The following is a 24,727-nucleotide window of genomic DNA, read 5'->3' as shown; positions in this document are numbered from 1 at the left end:
CCAACGGGAGAATCGGAGAGGAAGATGGTCAGCAAATTACTCGCGCTTGAGGCTTACCCAAACCTCAAAGACCTCGATTTCAGGATACTCCGGGGTGTCGAGCTCAACATGCGCCACCACCGCTGGGTTCCGCTGGAGGATATAGCCCGCTTCGCTAGGATCGATGTCGAAACGGCCAGCTTCCGCCTCGGAAAGCTGGACGACTGGGGCTTGGTCTTTAGAAGGAGCGACATCGGCTACATTGGCTACCAGCTTACGATACATGGCTACGACGCTCTGGCAATAAGGGCACTGGCGAAGAAGGGAGTGATCGAGGGTATAAGCCCCGTGCACATCGGGGTCGGAAAGGACGCCGACGTCTACGTTGGAATAACCCCAAACGGCGAGAAGGTTGCGGTGAAGTTCAACAGGATCGGCGGAAGGACGGCATCAAGGAAAGCAGCGTATCACAGGCATGTTTTCCACGACAAACACCACACGAGTTGGCTCTACATCTCACGGCTGATCGCAAAGAAGGAGCACGAGGCCCTGGTTCTTCTGAGTCCGATAGCCAGGGTTCCGAGGCCGGTGGCGTGGAACCGGCACGTGGTTGTCATGGAGTTCGTTGAGGGAAGGGAACTCGCTGAAATCCGTGATACTGACATCAGCAGGGAGATGGCTTCCGAGGTTCTGGAACGGGTTCTGGAAGAGTACCTGAAGATAGTGCGTTTTGGTATAGTCCACTCTGACATGAGCGAGTTCAACATAGTCCTCACTGAAGACGGCGACATCCTTATAATCGATTGGGCCCAATATATCCCAACCGCCGATCCCGAGAGCTATGAACTCCTCAAGAGAGATCTAACTGTGCTCCTCAATGCATTCAGGAGAAGGTGGAAGGTGGAGAGAAAGTTTGAGGATGTCTGGCCTGAGTTTGAGAGGGCGTGGAGAGAAAGCAGGGGGGAGGATTATGGTGATTAAGTACGAACCCCTAAACCGGCGCGAGAGGATCGTGAGGCTCTTTCGCGAGGCAATAGAAGCTGAAAACGCCAACGACCTTGAGACCGCCAAAAGGAAGCTCGATGAGATACTCCACGAGAGTATAGATGAGGAGCCCGAGTTCTACTTCGAGGCCTGCTTCCGCCTCGCGGAGATCTTTCTCCAGGAGGACAACTACCGCGGTGCGGTAAAGTGCGCCCTCCGCGGAATAGCCAGGGCCCCCAACGAGAACCTCTACCGTCTGGGCTTCAAGCGTCTCAGGGACGTGTTTAACATAATCCGGGACTCCGGAAAGGTGGATGATCTGACCAGGGATACGGGAAGCTTTTTCTCCCACGTCGGTGAGGACGAGACCCTAAGGGCTTTTGTAGACGCCATGGTGAGGGCCGCAAAGGGGGAGGAAATAGAAGTGGAGTTTCCCATAAGGGAGATGAACGAGGCCCTCTCGGTCCTTAAAGAAGGGCCTTGAGTATCCTCTCGACATAACCTCTTTCAGGGACGACGGGGAAGTTGTAGGGTTCTTCTCTAGGTCTCTCGTTGTAGTACGGTCTGTTGCAACCGGGACAGCCGTGGGTTGAGAAGACACTGGGGGGCAGAATTTCCTTCAGTTCATCCATACTCACCCCAAACCCCTGAAGGTTGCCGTCGCTGTCAAACTGGAAGTCTTCTAAGCTTGAGAGGCCTTTCTCCAGGAGGTAGCGCGCTATCTGGATCCGCCTGTAGCGCGCCAGGCTGGGGGTTTTGTGGTTTTCCATCGCCGTTCCTTTTATCGGGGTAAAAGCGAAGAGCGACACATCAGCGCCCATTGAATACGCCTTCTCCATTGTTTCAACGGCTTCTCTATCACTCTCTCCAAGGCCGATTATGAGGTGAACGAGCGCTTTTCCCTTACCAAAAACGTCTACGACGTTCCCGGTGAACTCCCACATATCGCTCCAGGAATAAAGGGAGTCCTTGACTGATTCATAAACCCTCTCACTCGCCGCATCGAGGCCAACGCCGATGTAGTCCACTCCCAGGGATTTGAGCTCTTCAAGTGTCCCCCTATCAACGGGGGTTATAGAAACTGAAATTGGAAGGCCCAGGGGACGGAAATATTCTAGCAGTTCTAAAACCTCGTCCACCATGCCCGGATAGTCTACGGTCTGGAGGCAGATCCTCGCAAATTTCCCGGCTGGGAGGGCATCAATGACCTCCTCAAGGTCGAAGGCTGGCCAGGTTATCCTAGACAGCTTCTCCAGATTCGCCCTGCTTCCCCTAGCCTGGGCACAGAAGGCACAGTTGTTCCTGCAGTGGCCGGGCCAGTACGTCATCATGTATGCCGTCGTTGGTTTAACCAAAGCCTTCGCTTTTATCAGGCCCATAGCTATGGCAGTTCCGTAGGATACCCTTATCATCTCAACCATTTCTATCCCTCCAGAGATGGGGGAGGTGGATGATTAAAAGTGCTACCCCGGCCAGAACCGGCAGGAACTTCAGTATCCCATTGTAACCTACATCGTTGGCAACGTAGCCCAGGCCGAACTGCCCCGCCATCGTCCCGAGGTCGAAGAACATTGTGTAAACGCTCGATCCCATAGCCCTTATCCTCTGGGGAAGGTTTCCAAGGGCCATTAGTTGCATCGCGGGAACCGCCAGCCCGAAGCCCGCTCCCACGGCAAGGGCGCTCAGGTAGGAGCCGGGGGGAAGGGTTATGTAAAGGAGAAGTACGTACCCAGTTATCACCGTTATCATACCCGCCCTTATTATCGGTATCGGCCCCATTCTATCTGCACTCCTCCCCCCGAAAACCCTGGTTAAGAAGCTCGCCGCTCCAACGAGCATCATGTACGTCCCAAAGACTTTCTGTGGGTAAGAGAGCTCCTTGTAGAGGGCGGGAAGAAACGTCGTTATTCCCGAGTAAGACGCCGCGAAGAAGAGCAGGGAGAGGGAGGCGGCGATAAAGCCGGGGCGGAGCAGTTCTGAGTAATCGGCCTCTTCCCGACTCCCCTTCGAAACAATACCTCCACCGACGTCCTTTAAGACTGGGACAACTAGGACGGCTCCTACCGCGGAAAACAACGCAGTTAGGGCGAAGGCCGCCGTGAACCCGAGGTAGTCCGATACGTAGCCGCCCAGGGCAGGGCCGACGATGTTTCCCAGTGAGAACATCATGCCCCTCCAGCCGAGGGTCTCCCCCACCCTGCCGATGGGGGCAAGATCAACCGCCGTCGAAAGGCTGGAGGGAAAGAAAATTCCCATAGAAAACCCGTGGAGGGCTCGGGTAAAGGCGAACAGCCACACGCTTCCGGTCAGCGCGGAACCAACGTACAGAACCCCGGAGACCAGGGCCATGAGGTTTCCCGCTATCATGGCCTCAAGCCGGTAGCCCCTGTCCCCCACCAGGCCGCCTATCGGTTTCGAGATGAGCGAGAGCACGGAGGTAACGCCCGCAAGTATTCCGACGACGAAGGGCGTGGCCCCAAGGGTCATGGCAAAGGGCGAGATTATTGGGTTGACCGAACTTATCCCAAGGAAGAAGAAAAACGTTGACAGGTTGAGGAGCCAGATGTTTCTCAGAGTCCTGTCCACTAAACACCAGCCTCCGGCTCCTTCATGCCTTCCCTCATGAAGGCGTGGCTCATATGTTTGGTGTTCTTTGCAAAGCCGACGTTGCCTTTAGAGTCAACCATTATGATGCCCATCGTGTCCGGGCCAAAGTATTTGGTGGCCAGACTTATCGCGGCCTCACTTGCCGCTTGAGCGTCCATACCGAGCCTGACGAAGTCGGTGGCGCTTTTAGCTAATGCCAGCTTTATCGCCACCTCCCCAAGACCAGTGCAGGAAGCTCCGGCAACTTCGTTTGCGTACGTTCCCCCTCCGATTATCGGTGTATCACCAACCCTGCCGAACATCTTGAGGAAGACTCCTCCCGTCGAGGTTCCGGCGACGACCTCCTCACCGTCGAAGGCCACCGCCCCAACGGTGCTCCTTAGAACCTCGGGATACTCTTTTATCAGTTCGTTCAGCTTCTTCCAGTGCCTCGTCTCCCCCTTTTCGACCAGCTTCTTCCTGAGCTCCTCCCACTGCTTGAGTCTCCCGTCGGTTATCGGGCTGTACTCCTCAAACCCGAGCAGACGGGCGAACTTAACTGCCCCTTCCCCAGCGAGGAGGACGTGATCGGTTTTTTCCATAACCTTTCTTGCCACGCTTATGGGATTCTTAACACCCCAGATTCCAGCGACGGCACCGGCTTCGAGCGTTTTGCCGCGCATTATCGCCGCGTCCATCTCGACCTTCCCGTCGAGGGTCAGGACGCTTCCCGTTCCGGCGTTGAAAATCGGGTTGTCTTCAAGGGCCTTCACAGCCTCTTCAACCGCATCGAGAGCGGAACCACGCTTCAGCTCGCGCCAGCCGGCCAGAACTGCTTCCCTAACACCTTCGATGACCTTTGGGATGCGCTCCTCCTTCCTTATGGTGCCGGCCCCTCCATGAACTATTATAGCGACCATTTCGATCACCGTTGAAAGGAACGCTCGAAGGGTTAAAAGGATTGTGGAAACGGAACTACTTCATCGAAACGAGGATTATGCCCACGATTGCCAGGACGAGTCCCTCGAATATCCGTCTGCTTGGCTTCTCCTTAAGCAGGGCAACAGCCATCAACGAGGTCAGGAGGGGGTTTATGGCAGACACCGGCGCCGAGACCTGGGAACCAACGGCCTGGGTGGAGTATACGAAGAGGAACTGGCCCAGGAAAAGGCCGCTGAAAGCCGCCCCCGACAGTATCAGCAGTTCCTTTCTTGTGGTGCTCCGAATCTCTTCTCCGTAAGCAGGCAGGAAAACCGAAACTCCCACCGCTCCGGAGAACATCCTGAGCGCGGCCAGCGTGAGGGAGGTGAAGTGCCCGGTGAGCCAGTCCATTACGGTTATCGCCACGCTCCAGGAGACGGGAGCTATGAGGGCAAAGGCGAAGCCCTTTGGATCGGCGTGCTCCTCAACCTCCGCCCTGCGGACGATGACTATCGCCAGAACTATGAGCAGGGCGCCGAGGTAGACCCTGGGGCTTACCTTCCTCCCTAGGAAGAGAGAAGCCCATAGGACGGTCCAGAGGGGGTAGGTTGAGGTTATCGGGACGGTTCGAGAGACGCCCATCCGATGGAGCGCGTGGAAGTAGAAGTAGTCCCCGATAACGAACCCAAACTGGGCGGAAACAAAGGCGAGGAGGAGGTAGCGGGGATCCGAGTTCAGGATCTCTCGGATTCCGTCGGTGGGGATTATGACGATGAGATACATGACCGAGACAATGTAAAGCCGGAGTATGTTGGCCGCCACGGGGCTTTTGGAGCGCATGCCGACTTTTATCAAGATCGTTGCAGTAGCCCAGCACAGGGCGGATGTTAGGGCCGCCGCTACGCCTAGAACCATCTGACTCATGGTTACGGTAGGGATAGTTCAGTTTAAAAGTTTAACGTTTCGATGATTCTCAAAAAGAGGGATATAAACCCCAACCCAGATCCCCTCTAGGTGATGACCTCGGCAGTTGCTGACGGAAGGATGATGAGGATCTTGAGTGCTGATTTTTCTTTTTCAACAAAATAGGGAATTGAAAAATCAGGACTTAAGAAAAGCCTCCACGAGGTTTCTCGTTTCAACAAAGGCCTCCAGTGGAACTCCCTTTGGAAGACCGCCTATTTCCCCCTTGACGTCCTTGAGGACGCCCTCCCCCGCACCTAGGAACATGCCCTCGCTCACTATACCGCGGAAGTTGGCGGGGGGCAGGAGGGCCACTGCAACGCGGTTACCTTCCTTAACGCCCAGGTCGTTGGTGACGACGGTTATCGCCCTGTCTCCGAGGTTGACGTTTGTGACCAGCAGTCTGTCGGCGTTCGGATGCTTGGCGACGCTCATGACTTCGCCGACCCTAATATCGACCGCTATTACAGGATCGTTGATCTTGCCCAGGGAGAGGCGTTTGTCAAGGTTGAGGATGGTGTTCAGGAAGAACTTGATCTTGGCTACCGCCTCTTCGACCTTCTCGCGCTCGTTCTTGTCGGCTAAGCTGAGGAACTTGTGGTGCCAGTCTTCCCCACCGAGGGCTTCGATTATCCCCGTGGCATTCTCCTTGAGGGCTTCCATTTGCGGCGTCTCAACTAACTCCTTTGGCTCGACGTAGGAATAACGCATGGCTTGAATCTCCGGGATCATTTCCTTCGCGAGCTGGATGGCCTTCTTCTTGTCCCACTTGCCCTTGAACTTGGCGCCCTCGATCGTCTTGAGGAAGAGCTCAACGCTTTTTTCCGCCACCAGCAACCTGTAGTCCTTGCTCGTATCCCACATGTTCTCCACCGCCAAGTTGCTGGACTACCCTGCTCTTAATGGTTTCGTTGGGTATGCTCATTGCCACGGTTCTTGCCATGAGCTCGTCGCCCTGCCTGTGGTACTCCGCGGCTATCCTCGTAAGGAGCTCCGAGAGAAGGCGCTCGTTCTCCACGAAGCGCGTGAGCCTGAACGCCAGATCTGGATAGCCGAGTTTGAGGAAATCCCTGGCTATCTCGGCGATCTCGTGTTCTGTCCCAGCGTTTTCAGAGAGCAAAGCTGTGGCATCGTTGAATATGTCCCTGCCAAGTTCTGGATAGTCGTTGGCGTAGAGCCAGAACGCTATCTCAAGGAACGCCATTCCCCTGTGCTCTCTGGGGATGTAGCGGGCCATTAGTATGGCGTCGTCTACCCGATTCTCTGCCAGGAGGCGCCTTAAGAAGGTAGTGTTGCCCTCCAGGGCGCGGTCTATTATCCAGGCCTTTGCCTTGGCCGAATTAGCTAGGAAATCGATTCCAATGTACTCGTAAACCTCGGCCGCGGTAGTGAGATAGAGCTTTGCCCACTCACCGTCGTCTATCCACTCGATCGAAATGAGCAGAGAATCGGCGAGGTTGCGGAGGAGTCTTATGGCGCTGTCGGGATCTTCGGTTCTAGCCACCACAACTCCTTCGAAGGCAGAGTTGAGAAGGGAATATGCGTCTTCGTAGATGCCAGCTCTGATCAGGTTGAGGGCCACTCCGATAAAGGCCTCAGCCCTCCATAGCGGGAATCCAATGCGTCTCGCGGTTGAAATGGCTTCCTCAAAGAACTTGACGCCGTCGTAGTCCCCTGAGGAGAGCAACGCCTCACCTATTATGGAGAGAATGAGCGCCTTTGTTTTTCTGTCGGGTGCATCGGCAGTGCACTCCAGAAGTTCGTCCTTAACCGCCCTGTACTCGTCGTATTTTGTGACTCTTTTGAGAAGCTCCGCTAGGAGTTCGGCCCTGGTGACTCCGTCCTTTTCCTCGGAGATCAGCCTCAGGGCCCCCCAGACGTTATCTCTCCTTACATACTCCTCAATTCTCTCTATCAGCATCCAAACTGCCCCCCTCACCCCCTTCACGATTAGAATCATCTGATTCCAGATCCGGTTCGGGGGGCGTCCTAGGTCCGGGGGTCACCCGAGTTTCCTCAACCTCCCTGATAGCCTTTGCGACTTTATCCCTAATAAGGATATCGCCTATCCTCATGGCAAGTTCCTTTGCCTGCTCAACCTCTCCCCGGCGAGCGTAGGTTAGTGCTATCTCCCCCATCAGCTCTGAGAACCTCCTTTCGTCCCTGAGAAGACCCGCCAGAACCATAGCCTCGTTGAGCTTGCCCACCCTGAGGAATTTGTAGGCAACAGCCTCGATCTCACCTTCCCTGGCCTTGAACTTTCCCACGAGGAGCATCTCTGTGGCGTCGTTGAACACTTCCCTTGCGAGATCGCTGTAGTCGTGAATGAAGAGCCAGTAAGAAACGTTCAGCATCGCCACCGCCCTCTCCCCGGGTGGAAGGAACCTCGCCATCTGCAGAGCCCTGTCAACGTCTCCCCTCTCAAGAAGCTCCGTAACTGCTAAGGAACCCCTTTTGAAAACTTCCTCTGCAGTTTTCATCTTTTCCTTTATCTCCCTAGCCTGGAGCTTGAAGCCGAGGCTCTCGTAGATGTCCGAGGCCAGTTCATAGAACTTCAACGCGATCTCGTTGGGGATCTCCTCCGCACTCATTTCCACCCTTCTGGCGAGGTTCACAAGGCCAGAAACCACTTCGGAGTACACAGCCCTGGCGGACTGGAGTGTATCAAAGGCCTTTCTAAAGGCTTTAAGGCCGTCGCTGTACCTCCCGGAGAGAACGAGGTTTTTCCCGATTATTCCCAGGACTTCCGCCGTTTCCATGGGTGATGCCATTCTTCTGAGCTCCTCGAAGGCCCTCTGGAAGTGCCTCTCCCCATCTCGTTCCATTTCAAGTGCGTAAAAGGCCCTGGCCGTGTAGGATTCAGCTATCGCTAGCTCTTTCGGCGATTTTATCTCCTCCAGTGCCTCGATGAGCTGGGGAACGAACTCCTCCCGATAAGATCTCGCTATGATCTCCGCTATCATCACCGCCCTCCTGAACGGGTTCCTCTCGCGGAGGGCCTCTGCAAACGCTCCCCGGTAGTTCCCAAGGCGGAGGTGCTCCCTAAACCTCTCCACCTTTTTCACCTGGCGAAAATAAGACTTGGAGGCCTAAAAGGCTTTCGAAAGAAATTTCAGAAAAGGGATGCCTCGAAGTTGACCAGGATCTCGTTCACGGCGGTCCAGGCCATAAGGGGTTTTTCATATATGCTTACCCTCTCCGCGTTGATGTCCCCCAGCTTCCTGAAATCCCCATGGGGAAAGCCCCCCACAATAACGGCCGGATTTTCAAGTGACGCCAGGGTTCTTCCAAATTCAGCTGGCTTGATCAGCTTCCCGCTTTCATGGGCCACGAACGTTCTGTCTGGGTTTATTCCATCCAGCAGTTCGCTCAGCGTTTTGTTCTCCATTCTCAGAAGCTCCAGATCCTTTGGAACAGCCCGATTCTTGAAGAGGCTCTCCATCAGGCCCACGAAGCGGTTGTAGTTCCTCGGGATCCTGGTCTCCGGTTTTATGTAGATCACCTCGTCGTTCCTAGTGTGGACGTAAACTCTCAGCGCGCCCTCCTTGTTCGCTATGCTCTCAAGCGCGTTGAGAAGACAGATGTGGACTATATCCGGTCTCCCGCGCCTCTCGCCATCATTAAGCCCTCTCAGCGCCGCATGGTGGTAGGTGCTGTCGAGGAGGATCTCATTGGGCTTCTTGCCCCTTCGCCTCGCGTGATTAACTACCGCGGGATGGTCTGCTATCTGCTCCGGGACGAGCTCAAGCTCCGCCTCAGCTATTATCAGGTGAAGCAACCTCCCACCTCCTCAGATTAATTCCCCGCTCTTTTAGACCGTTTATGAGGACTTCGTAGGTGTCCTCCCTCATCCCAATGATCTCCGGCGGTATTACTCCAAAGGTGCACGTCTTTTCAGCGACCATCCTGGCCACTATCGAGGTTGTGAATCCCGTCACTCTGGCCATCGAGGTGAACTCGCGCTCTTCGTCGTAGAGGAGGTACCTTATCTCCTTTTCTTCCTCATTCAGCGTCCCCCTGCCAACGACTTCCATTATGGAAAAGTCCGGGCTCTCGTAGGTCATGAGCGGGGTAATGACTCTGAGCGTGGCTTCCACGTGTTCCGGTTTGAAGAAGCCGAGCTCCCTTAGAACCTTCATCCTCTCAAGGTGGCCCGGCCAGCGGAGCGTCCACTCCTCCAGTTTTTTAGCCCTTATTGACTCCAGCAGGGATCTGAGGCCGTCGCTCAAGAAGGCCTCGAATTCCATTCCGTTAATGTTCATGTGCCTTATCTCCCCGAGCGGATCCAGGGCAGCAACCTCACCGTTCCTCAGAACCCTTGCTTTTCTAACGTATTCTTCAATAAGGTCTTTAGGGGACCATGTAATTCTGTAATAAAGTGGTGGTCTGGGATCCTTCGGGAGGCCTCCGACGTAGATGATCCCCTCGTCCAGCTCGTCGAGCTCCTGGTAGATCCTCCCCATGAGGACGTTGCTGAGCCCTGGAGCGAAGCCCGCGTCGAAAACCACAGTTACCTGCGCCTCCTCTGCTTTGGAGTGGAGCTGAAGGGGATTTTCAGGCATGAACGAAACGTCAACGAGATCCACTCCCGCCTCTATCGCCGCCTTCACAGTTGAGAAGCCGAACCGCCCCGGGAGCGCGCCGACTACGAGGTCAAATTTCTCCATGGTTTTGACGAGCTCGGCAAAGTTTGAGGCGTCGATTTTGAGTGGCTCCGCAAACTCCTCCACGGACTTCAGCTTTTCCGGATCGGCATCCCCAACGTAGACCTCAAAGTCCTCCCTGAGATCCCACGCAACAACCCTTCCTATGTTCCCTCCTCCAAGAACCAGAACCCTCATGTCGTTCACCGGGTTAGATTGGGGATGGTGGTATAAAACTGTCTCTATTCGAAGAACTCGGAAAGACCATTGTCAATCTCGAGAAGCTTCCTCAGGTTTCTGATTTTCATGAAGTTCCAGCGTTCGAAGAGCAGGGCAACGTCGTGCTTGTACGGTGAAGCTTTCTGGACGAGCAGGGTGTTGCCGTCGGTTATGTAAGTGAACCTGCCGGGGCTGTCGTCAACCCAGACTATAGGATCTTCTGGATAAAGATCCCTGAGGGCCTGAAACTTCTGAAGCATATCTCGCGTGCTCTTGAACGTTACTACCGAGTCGAACTCATCGTACCAGTCCGTTTTCTTCATGAAGATGACCTTCCCTCCGGGATACGTGTGTTCGCCGGAGAAGCTGATAACCCTCCTCCCGCGCTTTCTAAGGGTTCTGACGACCCTCCTCGCATTGGGAAGATCCTGTATAAACTGGGGCATTAAGCGGTAGTACTCGTGTATCGTCCCCTGGGCAACGAGTTCGTGTATGACGCCGAGATGTCTGTAGGTCAGCTTCCCCTTGATGAAAAGGAAGAGCGCCCTGTAGTACTCGTCGTAGAGGTCGCTCTCTATCACCGCTGGCATCGTTCTCTCTATCGCCAGGCGGAGGGCCTTCTCCACGGCTTGGTGGCTGTCCACGAGGGTTCCATCAAAATCAAAGAGGTACACGGCCATAGGCAACACTGAAAGATGTTCGGGGAGGGAAATATAACGGTTTTCCTGTGCAAAAATTTTAAAAGCTCATAATTGTACGGTCAGTAGAGAATTTTTGCAAGGCTTAAGCTTATAAAGGTGCCGGATGATTGAAGGGAGGTGATGATTATGGCTTACCATAAGGGAAAAGGAAAGAAGGGTGGACACCGGGGAAACAGCAATCAGGGCGGCGATGAGATAATCCGCGTCCCCCTGCCGAAGGAGGGACAGCTCTTCGGCATAATCGAGCAGGCCCTCGGCTCGGGCTGGATGGACGTTCGCTGTTCGGATGGAAAGGTAAGGAGATGCAGAATTCCGGGGAAGCTCAAGAGGAGAATGTGGATGCGCGTTGGCGACGTCGTCATAGTCCAGCCATGGCCCGTTCAGAGCGACGAGAGGGGGGACATAGTCTACCGCTACACCAGGACGCAGGTCGACTGGCTCCTCAGAAAGGGCAAGATAAGCCAGGACTTCCTGAGCGGCGGCGAGCTCCTCTTCTGAGCCCGCTTTGTTGATCAGAGTGGTGGCGATGCTGGAAGAGCACCTTGACCGCGAGATAGAGAGCATCCTGGGCCTCAGGGAAAGAAGGGAGAAGGACAGCGAACTGTACAAGATAGCCAACGAGGTCTTTGATAAGACCACGAAGGAGACCCTGGCTTACCTGCATAGGCGGGGAAAGATAGAGGCTCTCTACGGCGTCATCAGCACCGGAAAGGAGGCCAATGTCTTCGCGGGCATTGATGGCAACGGCGAGAGAATAGCGGTTAAAATATACCGAACCTACACCACCGAGTTCCGGAGGATATGGGAGTACCTGGCGGCTGATCCAAGGGTGGGATACCTCCCGAAGGATATGAGAAAGCTCGTCTTTGTGTGGACTCGGAGGGAGTTTAAAAACCTCCAGAGGGCCATAAAATACGCCGTTCGCGTTCCCGAACCGATAGCCTTCCGCAACAACGTACTGGTGATGGAGTTCATTGGTGGCGAGGCTCCAGCCCCAAGGCTCAAGGACGTCGAGCGGGAGCTCGAAAAAGAAGACTTTGAAGAGCTCTATAACTTTACAATCGGTGTTATAGAGCGCCTCTGGAAGAGGGGAGATATGGTTCACGGGGATTTGAGCGAGTACAACATCCTGATCCACAACAGACCCGTTGTTATAGACTGGTCCCAGGCGACCGTGAGAAGGAACAGGATGAGCCTCGAACTCCTAAAGAGGGATCTGAGGAATGTAATCAGCTATTTCCGGAAGAGGGGTGTTGACACCGAAGATCCGGAAGAAAAGTTTCGCCAGCTCGCTGGCATCTGAGGGGTGAGAGTATGGACGAGTTCGAGAGACTGCTGAGGAAGTACGAGAGGGTCGACAAGGACGGAAGGCCCGTTGATGATGAACCCGAGGAGGGCATAACCTACGCGGCCGAGGGCGAGCAGGAGGAGTTCGTCCGGATCCCCAAGGAGAGGATAGCCGTAGTTATCGGAAAGAAGGGGGAGACGAAGAGGGAGATAGAGAGGAGAACCGGGACGAAGATCGAGATAGACAGCGATACAGGTGAGGTCTTCATAACCGCGACCAAGGAAGCCAAAGACCCCCTCGCCGTCTGGAAGGCGAGGGACATAGTTCTAGCCATAGGAAGGGGGTTCTCCCCGGAGAGAGCGTTCAGGCTCTTGAACGAGGGTGAGACCCTTGAGGTCATCAATCTAACGGATGTCATCGTTGGAAACGATAAAAACGCCCTTCCAAGGGTAAGGGGGCGCATAATAGGCAGAAAGGGGAGGACCAGGGAAATAATCGAGGAGATGAGCGGCACCGACGTGAGCGTCTACGGAAAGACCGTGGCCATAATAGGAAACCCCATACAGGTGGAAGTGGCAAAAACCGCTATAGAGAAGCTCGCCAGGGGATCGCCTCACGGCGTCGTTTACAAGTACCTCGAAAGGAGGAAGAAGGATCTCGAGCTAGAGAGCACCGCCTACTACGAGGCCCTCGAAGGAGGGGCGCCCCCCGTTGAGCTCAAAGATAATGAGGAAGGAGAGGAGTGAATATGGCCGAAGCAACTCAGCTCTTTAAGGAATTCAAAATCCAGAGTGTCAGCGAGTTCTTCAGAAGAAACGCGGCAATGCTCGGCTACACGGGCAAGGTCCGCTCGCTGACAACTTTAGTCCATGAAGCTGTAACGAACTCCCTTGATGCGTGCGAAGAGGCAGGAATACCGCCCTACGTCAGGGTTGAGATAGAGGAGCTTGGAAGCGAGCACTACAAGGTTGTTGTTGAAGACAACGGGCCCGGAATCCCGGAAAAGTACATAACCCACGTCTTCGGAAAGATGCTCGCCGGAACCAAGGCCCACAGGAACATACAGAGCAGAGGGCAACAGGGTATAGGCATCAGCGGCGCCGTCATGTTCGCCCAGATAACGAGCGGAAAGGCAACGCGCGTCATAACTTCCACTGGCGGCGACACTATAATCGAAGCCTGGGTTAAAATCGACGTTGACAAAAACGAGGGTAAAATCGTCAAGAAGGAGAAAAAGCCCAATCCAACCGGCTGGCGGGGAACTAGAATTGAACTTGAGGTTAAGAACGTCCGCTACATCCGCTCGAGGCAGGGGGTTTACTGGTACCTCAAGCTCACTGCTATAGCCAACCCCCACGCCCACATCGAGTTGATTGAACCCGACGGAAAGCTCATAGTCTTCCCGCGTTCGAGCGATGAAGTGCCGGAGCCGCCCGTCGAAATGAAGCCCCACCCACGCGGAGTTCTCACGGACGACGTCTACAGGATGGCCAAGAAGACGAGGAGAAACACCGTAAAGCGCTTCCTCATAGGAGAGTTCTCCAGGATAAGCGACAAGAAGGTCGACGAGCTGGTCGAGTACATCGCCGCGCTCAGGCTCATAAAAACGGAGAAGGACAAGAAGGTTCAGGAACAGCTCTACGAGAGGCTCGCAAAGGGTGAGGTTAAGGAGGTTCTCCGCTCCTTCAGGGGCTACACAAAGGTCGTCAAGCAGGTGGCAAAGATTATGGAGAAGCCGCCGGAAAAGCTCACCTGGCACGAGGCTGAGGAGATAGTTGAGGCCTTCAAGTACATGAAGTTCCTTGCCCCGCCAACCCACGGCTTAAGGCCAATAGGGGAGGAGAACATCGAGAAGGGTCTGAAGGGGATTCTCAAGCCTGAGTTCGTGACTGCCGTGACGAGACCGCCCAAGGTGTACTCCGGTGGAATACCCTTCCAGGTCGAGGTTGGGATAGCCTACGGCGGCGAGATCCAGAGCGGCTTTGACGTCTTCCGCTACGCCAACCGCGTTCCGCTTCTCTTTGACGCTGGTTCCTGTGTAACGACCATAGCGGCACGCTCAATAGACTGGAAGCGCTACAAGGTTGACGACCCCGAGAGAACCCCTCTCGTCGTCATGATAAACGTCGTTTCGGTCCACGTTCCCTACACCGGAACCGGAAAGCAGAGCATAGCCAACGTTGACGAGATCTACAGCGAGATCCGCCTGGCAATAATGGACGCTGCGAGGAGGCTTCAAACTTACCTAAGCGGCAAGCACAGAAAGCTGGCCCAGGTGAAGAGGAGGAAGACCTTCGAGAAGTACGTGCCCGAGATAGCAAGGGCCTTGAGCATACTCACGGGTGAGCCCGAGGACGCCATTAAGGCCTACTTCATATCATACATAGAGAACCACTTCGCGGCCAAGGAGAAGGAGGCCGCCCCAGCGGAGGTGGGTGAGAATGCCTAAACGCAGAGCAATCCACCGCGAGAAGCCCAGGGAGAGGTTTTCTTACGACCCGACCAAGGTGCTCACAAAGCTGGAAGAGTACGGGAGGAGGATCCTCGAGGACATCAAAGCGGGCAAGAATCCCTACTTTGACATCCCGATGCGCGGGCTTAGCAACGTCTACTTCGACGAGAAGAGGCGCGTCATCAGGATGGGAGACAAGCTCTCAAGGAGGTACTTCCTCAACGTTGCCCACACTAGGAAGTTCATGCAAACGCTTTTGCTCATGGCGTACGTTAAGAGGTTGGTGAGTGAAAACAAGCACGCGAGCCTTCGTGAAGCCTACTACGCCAACAAGCACACGATTCCGGGAACGAAGGAGAACACCTTCGAGGACCAGCGCGAGAGCGACCCGATAATAGAGGACCTCGAGAGGATGATGGGCGTTTTGAGGGAGGAGATGCACCTCACCGCGGACAGGCGCGGCTACATCTACGGCGACATCGTCATCAAGGACGGGGAGGACGAGTTCAACGCCGGCAAGCTCGGTATGGGAGGCTGGGCCGTCCCCGGAACAGTTGAGCACCTTCAGTTCCCAGAGATAAACGTCGATTACGCGCTCGTCGTCGAGACCGCTGCTATGGCCGACCGTCTAATCGAGGAAAAGTTTGCCCAAAAGCAGAACGCATTGATAATAGCTACCCAGGGCCAGGCTTCACGTGGAGTTAGGAGGCTCATCCACAGGCTCCACTACGAGGAGGGGCTTCCAATAATAGTCTTCACCGATGGAGACCCCTACGGTTGGTACATCTACTCGACCATAAAGCAGGGCTCGATAAACCTCGCCTACCTCAGCGAGAAGCTCGCGACTCCTGAAGCCAAGTTTGTTGGGATGACGATGGATGACATAGAACGCTACGGACTCAGGAACGTCACTGAAAAGCTCAAGGGAATCCCGCCCAACAAGAAGGGAGGCCCAACGGGCGACTACAAGAGGATTATCGAGGAGATGAACTACCCCTGGTTCCAGAACAAGGAGTGGCAGAGGCAGCTTAAGATGGCCCTTAAGATGGGGGTCAGGATTGAGCAGCAGGCTTTAGCCAATAAGTCCCTCGAGTTCGTCGCTAAGGAATACCTGCCGGAAAAGATAAACAGCGGTGATCTCCTGCCATGACGACGACGGAAGAACTCGTCGCGCAGGTTAACAAGATACTGGACGATATTGGGATAGACATGGCAGGGTTATTTGAGGATTTCGACGTTCCCACCCTTTCGTATTACCTGAACAGAAACCTCTCGATACTGAGCGATCTCGAGGAGGAGCTGGAGAGAAGGGTTGGAGAGCTCCCTTCCTCCCCGACCTCCTACGACAGGAAGAACCGCGATCCCCACCTCCAATGGGTTTACAGGAAGAAGAGGAATCGTATCCTCGCCATCGAGAGGCTCAAGGCTTCTATAACGGCACATAAAATGGCCCTCGCTTTAATATCCGCCAACTACTCCCTCAGGATCGGAAAGAAGGAGATAAACCCCGGCAACATCAAGCAGGAAAACCTTGGAGAGGTTAAAGCGGTTCCAAAACAGATCAGACTGGGCCGCATTGAAATCCTCCCCCATTTGGCCTACTCCGGCGATGTGCTGAGATTGCTCGCGAGGGAAGGTCTGGAGGTCAGGGAGTCCTTCAAGTTCATAAAGGGAAAGCTGAGGGAGAAGGGGACCGTTCAGACGAGGGGGCTCAGGATAGAGGTGGAGTACTGGAGTGAAAACAGGCTTAAGAAGGACAGGATAGACCTTCCGGCCGACTCCGACATAGAGGGAGAGCTGAGGAAGCGCTACGGAAGGAGATTCCGCTGGAGGGTCCTCAGCTTCGTCAAGGCAAAGGGGGTCCTCATAAACAACCACTACACCGTGGACAACCTTGCGCTGGCTTACTCGACCCTAGATCCAGAGAACGGTGCCAAAAAGCTCGGTCTCGACCTCTTCCGCTACTACTTCTTGACCTCCGAGACCGAAAGGATGGGACTGGGCCTTTACCCGGACATAAGGCTCTGCATCGACTGCCACTACTCGATATTCGACATCCCATTCCAGGACGAGCCCGACTTCAAGACCGGCTACGGGAGCATGCTCGTCATGAGAAAGTGTGAGATGGAGGGAATGCTGTCCGGCAGGAGGACCGATATAAGCGGCGTCCCCAACCACATCCTTGGAGGGGTTCTTCTGTACGGAATGACCCCCTGGGACGAGGCTAAGGTGTCCAAACTCCTCGGAATTCCCCGCGATGAACTGGAAGACGGCATAAGGAAGTTCGTGATTTCGGGTCTCCACAACACCCTCTTTGCAGATACCGGAAAATTCGAGAAGTTCATGCCCAAGAGCGACAGGGCGAGGCAGTTCTTGGCCCTCCTCCAGGGGTGATTCCATGAGGGTGGAGGTCAAGGCCAGGAACAACGGCGAACTTATAAGGAAGCTCCGCGAGAGCCTCGGTCCGGACGTCACTGAAGTCTACATAAACCTCCGCCCGACGAAGGAGATAGTTGTGAGGATCTTGGAGAACGCCCCCAACGTGAGGAGGATAAGCTGTCCACCCAGTCTCTACCCGAAGGTCTCCAAAAAGATAATCAATGCCCTCGCCCAGATCGGCGTTCAGCTCGTTCCCGAGGGTTATCCCAGGGGAAGGCCGAGGAAGTACAAGGAGGAGACCGTCAGGACCGTTCTTAACATGTTTTCCTCCGGGAAGGGGCCGAAGGAGATCAGCAGAACCCTTGGAATACCCCTGAGGACGGTCTACTACCTAATTGAGAGGGCCTCAGAGGTGGGCGGATGCTCCAAAAAGCCCCCCTCAAGATAACCCTTCTCTTCCTGTCCCTTCTCTTCTCGATAGCCCTCCTGATGAGCTCGACCGTCTCTTTTGGCGTGACGTCCGTTAACGTTGACCTCCTGTACTTCATCGGTCTTCTGCTGTCGTTTTTCCTCATAGGCTACGGCCTCTCCTACCTACGCCTCAGGGGAGGACCGCGGAGGAGAAAAAAGAGCAGGTACGCAATAATTTCAGGTCTCCTCTGGATAATAGCATTCGGGGTAGCTGTATACCTCCTCTTCAACCCCCGACCCAGCCCTCAGCATCCAACGAACCAAACGGGGATTCCCCATCCCGGAAGCTTCCAGCGGATAAAAGGCGGTATAGAGGCCCTGTACAATGCGCTCCCCAGCTCCGCTTATCTGATTCCATACCTCCTCCTTATTGTCGTGCCCATCTTCCTCATCATCAAGAGGAGGCTCGGAAGGTCTCCTTCCATTGGCGGTCCGAAGGTTAGGTTTGAACCCGACCTCAGGTACGAGGACATCAGCGGTCCTCCCAAGGAGCGGGTCATTAGGATGTACAGGAACGTGGTGGCCGGGCTGGTACTCAAGGGCTATCCCTATCAGAAGAGCTGGACCCACAGGGAGCACGAGGAGAGGCTGAGGGAGATATTCCCGGATCTCGGAGATCTTGACGTTCTCACTAGGCTGTTCGAGAAGGCAAAGTACGCCGACAGGCTGGAGCCAGAGGACGTCAAACTTGCCAGGGAGAGCTATGAGCGTCTGATGAGATACCTGAGATAGACCCAAAGGTTAAAAGATCCTCCTCCAAGCCCAGTCAGTATCGGAAGAGGTGATGCTAATGCCCATATTCGAGACGCAGGAGGAAACCCCCAGGATTATGGAACCTCTGAGGAGGGTGGGGATAACAAACCTCAGGAGCGTTGCAAGGATAAACTGGAAAGGGAAGGTCTACACGTTCCTCCCGCTCTTCGAGATAACCATAGACCTTCCGGCTGAGAAGAAGGGCATCCACATGAGCAGGCTTATTGAGAGCGTGACTGATGCCATGAGCGAGGCCGTCGAGGAGGAGGTTATGAAAGCCCACAGCTCCCTTGAGGAGCTCGGAAAGTGCGTAATAAAGCGCCTTGAGGGCAAGCACCCACACAGACGGGCAGAGGTCTGGGTAAAGACACACCTGATCATCCCGCGCGAGACGCCCGCCAGCGGAAAGACGAGCTACGAGCCCTACGACGTTGAGGTTGGCGTCATCAAGAACGAGGACGGCTCCTTCGAGAAGGTTCTTCGCGTTAGGGTGGTAGGAAACACCGTCTGCCCCCACGCGATGGCCAACAACGACGGCAAGACCCACATCCAGAGGGCCGTTGGGGAGCTTGAGGTAAGGGCGCCCTTTGAGGAGGAAATCCCCCTGGAAGAGATGATAGACGTCGTTGAAAGCTCCTTCAGTTCGCCTACGTACACCCTGCTGAAAACCCCTGACGAAAACGCCGTGGTTCAGAGGATGTTCTCCAACCCCAAGTTCGTTGAGGATGTCGCCAGGGAGATATTCGCCAAGGCTAAGGAGCGCTTTGGTGGGAGGATCCATGTGAAGGTCGTCAGCAACGAGAGCATCCACAAGCACGACGTTATCGCCGAGACGTGGAGCTGAGGGAAAGATTAATTTACCTCTTTTCATCATTCCTTATGGGGGGTCAATAATGAGCGCTACTCTTGCCGAAATACAGCGGAAAATAAATGAAATAGAGCGGTTCCTCCAAGAGCTCATAGAGGTAAACCTCCAGCTCATTGAAGAATCTGAGCCAGAAGAGTGGGAAGTCAAAGACATTGCAAAACGGAGGGAGGATGAGTTCCTTGAATGGGACGTGATCAAAGATGAGCTTTGAGAACAGGATTCTTGTAAGCAAGAATGCCCTTAAAGAGTTGCAGGAGATCCCCGCAGGCCGGAGGGACTTAATAAAAGACAGAATCTCAAAGCTCGCCCTATTTCCACTGGCAAAGCTTGATGTCCAAAAGCTGAGGGGGTACAGTAATCTTTACCGCCTTCGCGTTGGTGAATACAGGGTGATATTTGAATACGACAGAGAAGCACGGATTGTAAAAATCCTGAGAGTAGGAAAGCGCGAAAATGTGTACTCCTAACGGATGGAAGATGCCATTAATACTAAATCACCCATCTGCCTGTTACCTCTTTTGGGTTGAGTACTGCGCGTAGTAGGCTATCGCCTTGAGGAGGTCGTTGAACCCCTCGAAGGTGGCGAGTGAGAGGGGTATCGCCTCCTGCTCCAGCCTCTTCTTTATCGTCCCCTTAAGTTCCTCAACCCTCTCGGAAGGGACAAGGTCGATCTTGTTTATCACCACGATGATGGGCTTATCGTAGCGGAACTTGAGGAGGTGGTGGAGCTTCTCCATCCCCCTGTGGAGGCCGACGGTCGCATCGACCATGTGGATGACCACATCGGCCGAGGCTATCTCGCGCACTATCTCACGGAACTTCTCCTCGCTCAGAACCTTTCCCCTGAGCTCGTGTCTTGGATCGAAGAGTCCTGCTGTGTCTATGAGAACGAACTCGTCCGCCCCTCCGAGAGGATTCTTCATGCTCTTCGGGATCTTGAGCTTGCCGAATCGTCTTCTTATCACTCCCTTGGTAGTTCCCGGCAGGTTCTCCACCTCGCTAACGTTTCCCCCGATTAGGGCGTTCATAAGGGTTGATTTCCCGACGTTTTCGGCACCTATGATAGCAACCTTTATCAACCTCCCACCCCCGCAAGGTTTATCTTCCCATTGGCAACCATCTCAAAATGGGGTTATATAAACTGATGGGGCGGACGCTATATGCCGAGGCGGGTAAAACTCGGGCATCACTACTACTACGTGGTGGGCGTGGAAGAGCTGAAATCCGGGTCTTTTAGGGGAAAGAACGTTGTTTTTGAGGGGGCAGTTGAGGGCAAACCCACCATCGAGTTCCTGCCAATGGAGCTGCCAAGTTACAGGACGACGTTTTCACTCGGCAGTATACGCGTGGAGTTCTCGGGAAGCCCCTGCATAGGCGCTGGGGATCACGTAAAGGTCTATGGCAGGTTCCTTGGAGACTGCGTGATAGCGAGTGCCGTCGAGACAGAGAGGGCCCTGTTCATCGCGGAGGACTGAGGATGTCGCTTCTCAATCTTTTCATTGAGGCTGGAAACCTCAAGAAGCTCAGGAGGAGCGGCTGGGTACTGCGAGGAATCCCAAATCCGGAGAGCATAGCGGACCACTCCTTTAGAACGGCTCTGATAACTCTCTTTCTTGCGGATGAGCTTAGGAATCGTGGAGTCGACGTGGACGTGGAGAAGGCCGTTAAGATGGCCCTCCTCCATGATCTTGGCGAGGCCAGAATAACCGACATACCCATGCCCGCCCAGGGCTATTTCGACAAAGTTTCGGGAGAGAGAAAGGCCCTCCGTGACATTCTCAAACCAACCAAGCGGGCCGAGGAGTACCTGGAGCTGTTTGAGGAGTACGAGTCCGAGAGCACGCTGGAGGGCAAACTCGTAAAATTCGCCGATAAGCTGGAGATGCTGGTTCAGGCGTGTGAATACGAAAGGGCCGGCTTTAATGCGCTGGATGAGTTCTGGGGGGCCCTTGAAAGCCTAAGAAAGAGCGATTTGTACCCCCATTTTAAGGACGTCATCGAGGGGCTGGTTAGGGCTAGAAAACAAAACTGTTTGCTGTAGATCTCCCTGTTTACTCGAAATGTTTAAATCCCTGTTTTTGTTTAGTAACTCGGTGGTACTCGTGGGATGGAGAGGTATAATCCTGACAATGGTTCTCGCGTTCTCGCTCATTGCGGCTGGATGTATAAATTCAAACGGCTCAGACTCCACAGATAAGGAGATAACGCTGGTGGTTTTCCACGCGGGCTCGCTGAGCGTGCCCTTTCAGCAGCTTGAGAAAGAGTTCTCCGCCTATGCCGAGAAGAACCTCGGCGTCAAAGTGAAGTTTCAGGATGAGCCCAGCGGGAGCATCAATGCAGTCAGGAAAGTCACTGACCTTGGAAGGGACGCGGACGTTGTAGGTGTTGCGGACTACACCCTGATTCCACAGATGCTGATCCCGAACTACACTGACTTCTACGTCCTCTTCGCGACAAACGAGATCGTCATAGCCTTTACTGACAGGAGCAAGTACGCCGACGAGATGAAGACCCACCCCGAGAGGTGGTACGAGATCCTGGCGAGGGATGGGGTTACCTTCGGCTTTTCAGATCCAAACCAGGATCCCTGCGGCTACCGCTCGGTAATGGTGATGAAGCTGGCCGATCTCTACTACGGGAAGCCCATCTTTGAGACGCTCGTGGAAAAGAACACCAACATCTACGCCAACGGCATGCACATATACGCCCCGAAGGAAATTGAACTCAAGACCCACAAAGTTGTCATAAGGCCTAAGGAAACTGATCTAATTGGCTTAGTTGAGTCTGGAAGCCTCGACTACTTCTTCATCTACAAGAGCGTGGCAGAACAGCACAACCTCAGCTACATCACCCTGCCGGACGGGATCAACCTCAAGGACTTCAACAAAGCTGCCTACTACGGCCAAGTTGAGATAACCCTCGGCTCAACCGGGAAGACCGTGAAGGCGAAGCCGATAGTTTATAGCGTCACCGTTCTCAAGAACGCCCCCCATCGGGATCTGGCCATTGAGTTCCTTAAGTTTCTCCTGGGGGAGAGGGGAAGGGAGGTATTCAAGGAAAACCACCAGAGCTTTTTGGATCCGCCGATTGCCTTTGGAAACGTGCCGGCGGAAATAAAGGATCTGGTAAAATCTGGCGACTGATTCATTTTAGCTTTTTTCTCTCACTTCCCAACCGACAGCTCCTTCGCCGTCACTACTATCGCCGTCTCCGGCAGCTCGACCTCGCCGCGCGTTATTATCAGAGCCCCGTCGTAGGTCGTCATGGTGAGTTTAACCTTCTTAAAACCTCCCGTTTCGCCGACTATCACGAGGGGCTTCTCCTTCAGCTCCAGGAACTTCTTGAAGGTTTCCGGCTCAACGAAGACCAAAACTCCTCCAGCAATAACACGGTTGGCATCGACGGCCATTCCACAGCCCACCGGCATCACCCAAAATGAGTATTGGTATATCCAGCAGATTAGCCTTTCGGTGGGAAAGTTTATGTATTCCCATCCTGAATTTACCGATGGTGAGATACGTGGAGAAAACGGGATACGTATCCCTCAACAGGGAGTGGCGGGTCAGAATGGACGAACTCAGGGCAAAGGCGAGGGCGAACCTTGATGATGTTCTCAAACGGGCTTTTGGCTCCATAAGGTCCGAGAAGTCCTGGCGCGAGCTGGAGGCTGAGCTCTATGAGGAGCTTTCTCGTGGACAGTAACGTGTTCGTTGAGGCCCTTAAAGGTAATGCCGATGCACAAATCCTTCTCTCAAAGCTGTTCCACTCAAACTGCCGTGTTTTCATAAACGACGTTGTTTTCAGCGAGGTCTTTTATCATTATCTTCGCATCAGGGTTGGTTCGTATTGGAGAGCAAAGAAGAAACCTGAACTCGTCAAATCTGCCGTTCAGGAGTTTGAGGATGTTGTCCTGCCCCTTCTTGCAATTCCCGACTTTCTCGAGGTCAACTACGATGTGGTTACTATTGCGGTGAGGCTTTCCTCTGAGTACGGACTTCTGTCCAACGGTGCCCTAATGCTTCCCACTGCGGAATACTACGGGGTAGAGGCTCTAGTATCCCTTGATTCGGACTTCTTGGATGCATGTAAACGGGAGGGAATATCGCTAATATCCTCCCCGAATGAGCTGGAGGGATAATCATGAAATCCCGCGTCGTCGAGCGCTTCAAGTTCGAGGCGGCACACGCCGTCATCATAAACGGACAGGCGGAGGAGATACATGGCCACACTTTTCGCCTTGAGGTTGCCGTTGAGGGCCCCCTGGAGAACGGCTACGTCATCGACTTTCTGGAGCTCAGGGCAATCGTGGAGGGAATACTCGGGAAGCTCGATCATCGGAACCTCAACTCGCTCTTTGAGAACCCCACAACGGAGAACCTTGCCCTCTGGATTGCAGAAAAAGTCCAGGAAAAGCTCCCCACGGGTGTAAAGCTTCAGCGCATCGTCCTCTGGGAGGGAGATGAAAACGGGGTGGAGTTCGAGTTTTAAATCTCCTTGGCCTTTACTTCTTTGACGCTCTCGACCATTGCAATCCCATTTTTAGAACCGTTCAGATCTATCTTTCCAGGAATGAGGGATTTAACTGGAACCGTCCGCCCTTTTTCTTCAGTGGGGGTCCAGTCTATCAGATCCCCCTCCTCCACTTCGAGCGTCTTTATCAGTCCGACCGGCCCTTCGATTATGTACTTTGCTGCTTTCTTCGGGGCGTAGATGCGCCATCTTCTCGCAGTCTTGAAGTCCACGACGCGCCTCGCTGAGTCGAGCCATATAACGTCTATGTCGCTCAGCATGAAGAACATGTGGATTGATGCGTTGGCCTTCGTTTCGGCCGGGAGAACGAAGATCAGGGCGTAGTTTACGTTGCTGACAAGCATTAAACCCCTAAAGCGCTTGAAGAAGTTATCGGCGAGCTTAACCGTCCCGTGCCAGGTTTTACCCTTGGTCTCGTTGGTTATCATGTTCTTCATTTCTCGGTCCGCTTAATAACCCTAACGGCGAAAAATTTTTAAATACAAAATGTAACTAAAATATGGAAAGGACAGGGGTGGTGGGGATGGCCGAGACCAAGGTTAAGAGGACTCCTGAGAGGGTTCAGGACGAGATAAGGAGCTACCTCGGTGAGATAGAGTATCTCAGGAGCCAGGTTGGAGCGATCGACGCCACCATCGCCGACCTCAGGACGGTCGACGCCACCCTCGCGTACATCAAGGAGAAGGGCGAAGGCAAGGAGATATACATCCCCCTGGGAAGCGGCATAGCCATAAAGGGCAAGATAGAGAAGCCCGATGACGTTATAATCGACGTTGGGGCCGGCATACTGGTCGGGGCGAGCATAGACGAGGCCAGGGAGAACATCGAGAAGAGGATAAACACCCTGATGGAGCTCCGCCTTGCCCTGCTCAGGAAGATAGAGGAGGACAGCAGGAAGGTCACGGAGCTCCTCAAGGAGCTTGAGGCCATGGAGCCGAAGCCCAAGAAGTCTAGGAAGTGATCTCATTCTTTCCTTTTCTGGGGGTGATC

The 24,727-nt window shown here is 54.2% G+C and carries 33 protein-coding genes; 20 read left to right on the top strand and 13 right to left on the bottom strand.

What is annotated here, in order from left to right; genetic code table 11:
* Positions 1 to 24: 24 nt before the first annotated feature.
* Together A3L09_RS06780 and A3L09_RS06775 are read left to right on the top strand one after the other, a co-directional pair.
* Positions 25 to 960, top strand: a complete 936-nt coding sequence (locus A3L09_RS06780; RefSeq protein ID WP_088858233.1) for a serine/threonine-protein kinase RIO2 — start codon at positions 25 to 27, stop codon at positions 958 to 960.
* Positions 950 to 1,447: a hypothetical protein gene (locus tag A3L09_RS06775; RefSeq protein ID WP_088858232.1), complete on the top strand. Its 498-nt coding sequence runs from the start codon at positions 950 to 952 to the stop codon at positions 1,445 to 1,447. Before A3L09_RS06780 ends, A3L09_RS06775 begins: the two co-directional genes overlap by 11 nt.
* On the opposite strand, the gene A3L09_RS06770 is transcribed toward A3L09_RS06775, so the two are convergent.
* The 10 genes from A3L09_RS06770 to A3L09_RS06725 all read right to left on the bottom strand — a co-directional run bounded on the left by A3L09_RS06770 (position 1,431) and on the right by A3L09_RS06725 (position 10,975).
* Positions 1,431 to 2,384 carry a radical SAM protein gene (locus A3L09_RS06770; RefSeq protein WP_088858231.1) on the bottom strand — a complete coding sequence of 318 codons (954 nt, stop codon included), beginning with the start codon at positions 2,382 to 2,384 and terminating at the stop codon, positions 1,431 to 1,433. The genes A3L09_RS06775 and A3L09_RS06770 overlap by 17 nt on opposite strands.
* Positions 2,377 to 3,549: an MFS transporter gene (locus tag A3L09_RS06765; RefSeq protein ID WP_088858230.1), complete on the bottom strand. Its 1,173-nt coding sequence runs from the start codon at positions 3,547 to 3,549 to the stop codon at positions 2,377 to 2,379. The genes A3L09_RS06770 and A3L09_RS06765 overlap by 8 nt, the downstream gene beginning before the upstream one ends.
* The gene (locus A3L09_RS06760) at positions 3,549 to 4,469 is read right to left on the bottom strand and encodes an isoaspartyl peptidase/L-asparaginase family protein (protein WP_088858229.1); all 921 of its coding nucleotides are present in this window, start codon (positions 4,467 to 4,469) and stop codon (positions 3,549 to 3,551) included. Before A3L09_RS06760 ends, A3L09_RS06765 begins: the two co-directional genes overlap by 1 nt.
* A 55-nt stretch (positions 4,470 to 4,524) precedes the next feature.
* Entirely contained in the window at positions 4,525 to 5,394 is an 870-nt protein-coding gene (locus tag A3L09_RS06755; RefSeq protein ID WP_088858228.1) for a DMT family transporter, read from the bottom strand.
* A gap of 177 nt (positions 5,395 to 5,571) precedes the next feature.
* Positions 5,572 to 6,297: a tRNA-binding protein gene (locus tag A3L09_RS06750; RefSeq protein ID WP_088858227.1), complete on the bottom strand. Its 726-nt coding sequence runs from the start codon at positions 6,295 to 6,297 to the stop codon at positions 5,572 to 5,574.
* A complete protein-coding gene (locus tag A3L09_RS06745) occupies positions 6,245 to 7,372 on the bottom strand; it encodes an ATP-binding protein (RefSeq protein ID WP_232473495.1) in 1,128 nt (375 codons plus the stop codon). Before A3L09_RS06745 ends, A3L09_RS06750 begins: the two co-directional genes overlap by 53 nt.
* Positions 7,335 to 8,498 (bottom strand): tetratricopeptide repeat protein, encoded by a 1,164-nt coding sequence (locus tag A3L09_RS06740; protein WP_232473494.1) that lies wholly within the window; start codon positions 8,496 to 8,498, stop codon positions 7,335 to 7,337. Before A3L09_RS06740 ends, A3L09_RS06745 begins: the two co-directional genes overlap by 38 nt.
* A 47-nt stretch (positions 8,499 to 8,545) precedes the next feature.
* Positions 8,546 to 9,211: a 16S rRNA methyltransferase gene (locus tag A3L09_RS06735; RefSeq protein ID WP_088858225.1), complete on the bottom strand. Its 666-nt coding sequence runs from the start codon at positions 9,209 to 9,211 to the stop codon at positions 8,546 to 8,548.
* Positions 9,189 to 10,274, bottom strand: coding sequence for a saccharopine dehydrogenase family protein (locus A3L09_RS06730; protein WP_088858224.1), 1,086 nt, complete (start codon positions 10,272 to 10,274; stop codon positions 9,189 to 9,191). The genes A3L09_RS06735 and A3L09_RS06730 overlap by 23 nt, the downstream gene beginning before the upstream one ends.
* Before the next feature lie 44 nt (positions 10,275 to 10,318).
* Complete coding sequence (locus A3L09_RS06725; protein WP_088858223.1) at positions 10,319 to 10,975, bottom strand: HAD family hydrolase; 657 nt, start codon at positions 10,973 to 10,975, stop codon at positions 10,319 to 10,321.
* 147 nt (positions 10,976 to 11,122) lie between these two features.
* On the opposite strand from A3L09_RS06725, the gene eif1A reads away from it, so the two are divergent.
* The 11 genes from eif1A to A3L09_RS06670 are packed head-to-tail and all read left to right on the top strand — an operon-like array spanning position 11,123 to position 19,674.
* Positions 11,123 to 11,494: a translation initiation factor eIF-1A gene (gene eif1A, locus A3L09_RS06720; RefSeq protein ID WP_088858222.1), complete on the top strand. Its 372-nt coding sequence runs from the start codon at positions 11,123 to 11,125 to the stop codon at positions 11,492 to 11,494.
* A gap of 28 nt (positions 11,495 to 11,522) precedes the next feature.
* Complete coding sequence (locus A3L09_RS06715; protein WP_088858221.1) at positions 11,523 to 12,299, top strand: serine protein kinase RIO; 777 nt, start codon at positions 11,523 to 11,525, stop codon at positions 12,297 to 12,299.
* Between the two features lie 11 nt (positions 12,300 to 12,310).
* The gene (locus A3L09_RS06710; protein ID WP_088858220.1) at positions 12,311 to 13,030 is read left to right on the top strand and encodes a KH domain-containing protein; all 720 of its coding nucleotides are present in this window, start codon (positions 12,311 to 12,313) and stop codon (positions 13,028 to 13,030) included.
* Positions 13,031 to 13,032: 2 nt separating this feature from the next.
* Positions 13,033 to 14,733 (top strand): DNA topoisomerase VI subunit B, encoded by a 1,701-nt coding sequence (gene top6B / locus A3L09_RS06705; RefSeq protein ID WP_088858219.1) that lies wholly within the window; start codon positions 13,033 to 13,035, stop codon positions 14,731 to 14,733.
* Complete coding sequence (locus tag A3L09_RS06700) at positions 14,726 to 15,886, top strand: DNA topoisomerase IV subunit A (RefSeq protein ID WP_088858218.1); 1,161 nt, start codon at positions 14,726 to 14,728, stop codon at positions 15,884 to 15,886. Before top6B ends, A3L09_RS06700 begins: the two co-directional genes overlap by 8 nt.
* Positions 15,883 to 17,130 (top strand): DUF530 family protein, encoded by a 1,248-nt coding sequence (locus tag A3L09_RS06695; RefSeq protein WP_088858217.1) that lies wholly within the window; start codon positions 15,883 to 15,885, stop codon positions 17,128 to 17,130. Before A3L09_RS06700 ends, A3L09_RS06695 begins: the two co-directional genes overlap by 4 nt.
* 4 nt (positions 17,131 to 17,134) lie before the next feature.
* Positions 17,135 to 17,563 carry a DUF1699 family protein gene (locus A3L09_RS06690; RefSeq protein ID WP_088858216.1) on the top strand — a complete coding sequence of 143 codons (429 nt, stop codon included), beginning with the start codon at positions 17,135 to 17,137 and terminating at the stop codon, positions 17,561 to 17,563.
* Complete coding sequence (locus A3L09_RS06685) at positions 17,536 to 18,318, top strand: DUF4129 domain-containing protein (protein WP_088858215.1); 783 nt, start codon at positions 17,536 to 17,538, stop codon at positions 18,316 to 18,318. The genes A3L09_RS06690 and A3L09_RS06685 overlap by 28 nt, the downstream gene beginning before the upstream one ends.
* A gap of 58 nt (positions 18,319 to 18,376) precedes the next feature.
* The gene (locus A3L09_RS06680; RefSeq protein WP_088858214.1) at positions 18,377 to 19,183 is read left to right on the top strand and encodes a GTP cyclohydrolase IV; all 807 of its coding nucleotides are present in this window, start codon (positions 18,377 to 18,379) and stop codon (positions 19,181 to 19,183) included.
* A gap of 49 nt (positions 19,184 to 19,232) precedes the next feature.
* Complete coding sequence (locus A3L09_RS06675) at positions 19,233 to 19,418, top strand: hypothetical protein (protein WP_088858213.1); 186 nt, start codon at positions 19,233 to 19,235, stop codon at positions 19,416 to 19,418.
* Positions 19,408 to 19,674 (top strand): type II toxin-antitoxin system RelE family toxin, encoded by a 267-nt coding sequence (locus A3L09_RS06670; RefSeq protein WP_088858212.1) that lies wholly within the window; start codon positions 19,408 to 19,410, stop codon positions 19,672 to 19,674. The genes A3L09_RS06675 and A3L09_RS06670 overlap by 11 nt, the downstream gene beginning before the upstream one ends.
* Positions 19,675 to 19,716: 42 nt before the next feature.
* Here A3L09_RS06670 and A3L09_RS06665 read toward each other — a convergent pair whose 3' ends face one another.
* The gene (locus A3L09_RS06665; RefSeq protein ID WP_088858211.1) at positions 19,717 to 20,286 is read right to left on the bottom strand and encodes an Era-like GTP-binding protein; all 570 of its coding nucleotides are present in this window, start codon (positions 20,284 to 20,286) and stop codon (positions 19,717 to 19,719) included.
* Between the two features lie 81 nt (positions 20,287 to 20,367).
* Here A3L09_RS06665 and A3L09_RS06660 point away from each other — a divergent pair, with 81 nt between their 5' ends.
* From A3L09_RS06660 to wtpA, 3 genes are all read left to right on the top strand, one after another.
* Positions 20,368 to 20,682, top strand: coding sequence for a GTP-binding protein (locus tag A3L09_RS06660; protein WP_088858210.1), 315 nt, complete (start codon positions 20,368 to 20,370; stop codon positions 20,680 to 20,682).
* 2 nt (positions 20,683 to 20,684) lie between these two features.
* Positions 20,685 to 21,248: an HD domain-containing protein gene (locus tag A3L09_RS06655; RefSeq protein ID WP_088858209.1), complete on the top strand. Its 564-nt coding sequence runs from the start codon at positions 20,685 to 20,687 to the stop codon at positions 21,246 to 21,248.
* An 88-nt stretch (positions 21,249 to 21,336) separates the two neighbouring features.
* The gene (gene wtpA / locus A3L09_RS06650; RefSeq protein ID WP_394335192.1) at positions 21,337 to 22,350 is read left to right on the top strand and encodes a tungstate ABC transporter substrate-binding protein WtpA; all 1,014 of its coding nucleotides are present in this window, start codon (positions 21,337 to 21,339) and stop codon (positions 22,348 to 22,350) included.
* A gap of 20 nt (positions 22,351 to 22,370) precedes the next feature.
* Here wtpA and A3L09_RS06645 read toward each other — a convergent pair whose 3' ends face one another.
* On the bottom strand, positions 22,371 to 22,634 hold the full coding sequence (locus A3L09_RS06645; protein ID WP_232473493.1) for a hypothetical protein: 264 nt from the start codon (positions 22,632 to 22,634) through the stop codon (positions 22,371 to 22,373).
* Between the two features lie 80 nt (positions 22,635 to 22,714).
* Between A3L09_RS06645 and A3L09_RS06640 the strand changes: the two genes are divergently transcribed.
* Genes A3L09_RS06640 through A3L09_RS06630 form a run of 3 tightly spaced genes read left to right on the top strand, consistent with a single transcriptional unit; the run spans position 22,715 to position 23,695 of the window.
* Complete coding sequence (locus A3L09_RS06640; protein WP_232473492.1) at positions 22,715 to 22,909, top strand: hypothetical protein; 195 nt, start codon at positions 22,715 to 22,717, stop codon at positions 22,907 to 22,909.
* Positions 22,899 to 23,345 carry a type II toxin-antitoxin system VapC family toxin gene (locus A3L09_RS06635; RefSeq protein WP_232473491.1) on the top strand — a complete coding sequence of 149 codons (447 nt, stop codon included), beginning with the start codon at positions 22,899 to 22,901 and terminating at the stop codon, positions 23,343 to 23,345. The genes A3L09_RS06640 and A3L09_RS06635 overlap by 11 nt, the downstream gene beginning before the upstream one ends.
* A 2-nt stretch (positions 23,346 to 23,347) precedes the next feature.
* On the top strand, positions 23,348 to 23,695 hold the full coding sequence (locus tag A3L09_RS06630; RefSeq protein ID WP_088858205.1) for a 6-pyruvoyl trahydropterin synthase family protein: 348 nt from the start codon (positions 23,348 to 23,350) through the stop codon (positions 23,693 to 23,695).
* On the opposite strand, the gene A3L09_RS06625 is transcribed toward A3L09_RS06630, so the two are convergent.
* Positions 23,692 to 24,165: a DUF192 domain-containing protein gene (locus tag A3L09_RS06625; protein ID WP_088859012.1), complete on the bottom strand. Its 474-nt coding sequence runs from the start codon at positions 24,163 to 24,165 to the stop codon at positions 23,692 to 23,694. The genes A3L09_RS06630 and A3L09_RS06625 overlap by 4 nt on opposite strands.
* Positions 24,166 to 24,236: 71 nt before the next feature.
* Here A3L09_RS06625 and pfdA point away from each other — a divergent pair, with 71 nt between their 5' ends.
* Positions 24,237 to 24,698, top strand: a complete 462-nt coding sequence (gene pfdA, locus A3L09_RS06620) for a prefoldin subunit alpha (protein WP_232473490.1) — start codon at positions 24,237 to 24,239, stop codon at positions 24,696 to 24,698.
* The last annotated feature ends 29 nt before the right edge of the window (positions 24,699 to 24,727 follow it).

Origin of the sequence: Thermococcus profundus, from assembly GCF_002214585.1 — an archaeon.
GTDB classification, from domain to species: Archaea; Methanobacteriota_B; Thermococci; order Thermococcales; family Thermococcaceae; genus Thermococcus; species Thermococcus profundus.
Note: the sequence above shows the minus strand (reverse complement) of the source record. Positions and strands in the feature narration are given on the sequence as shown.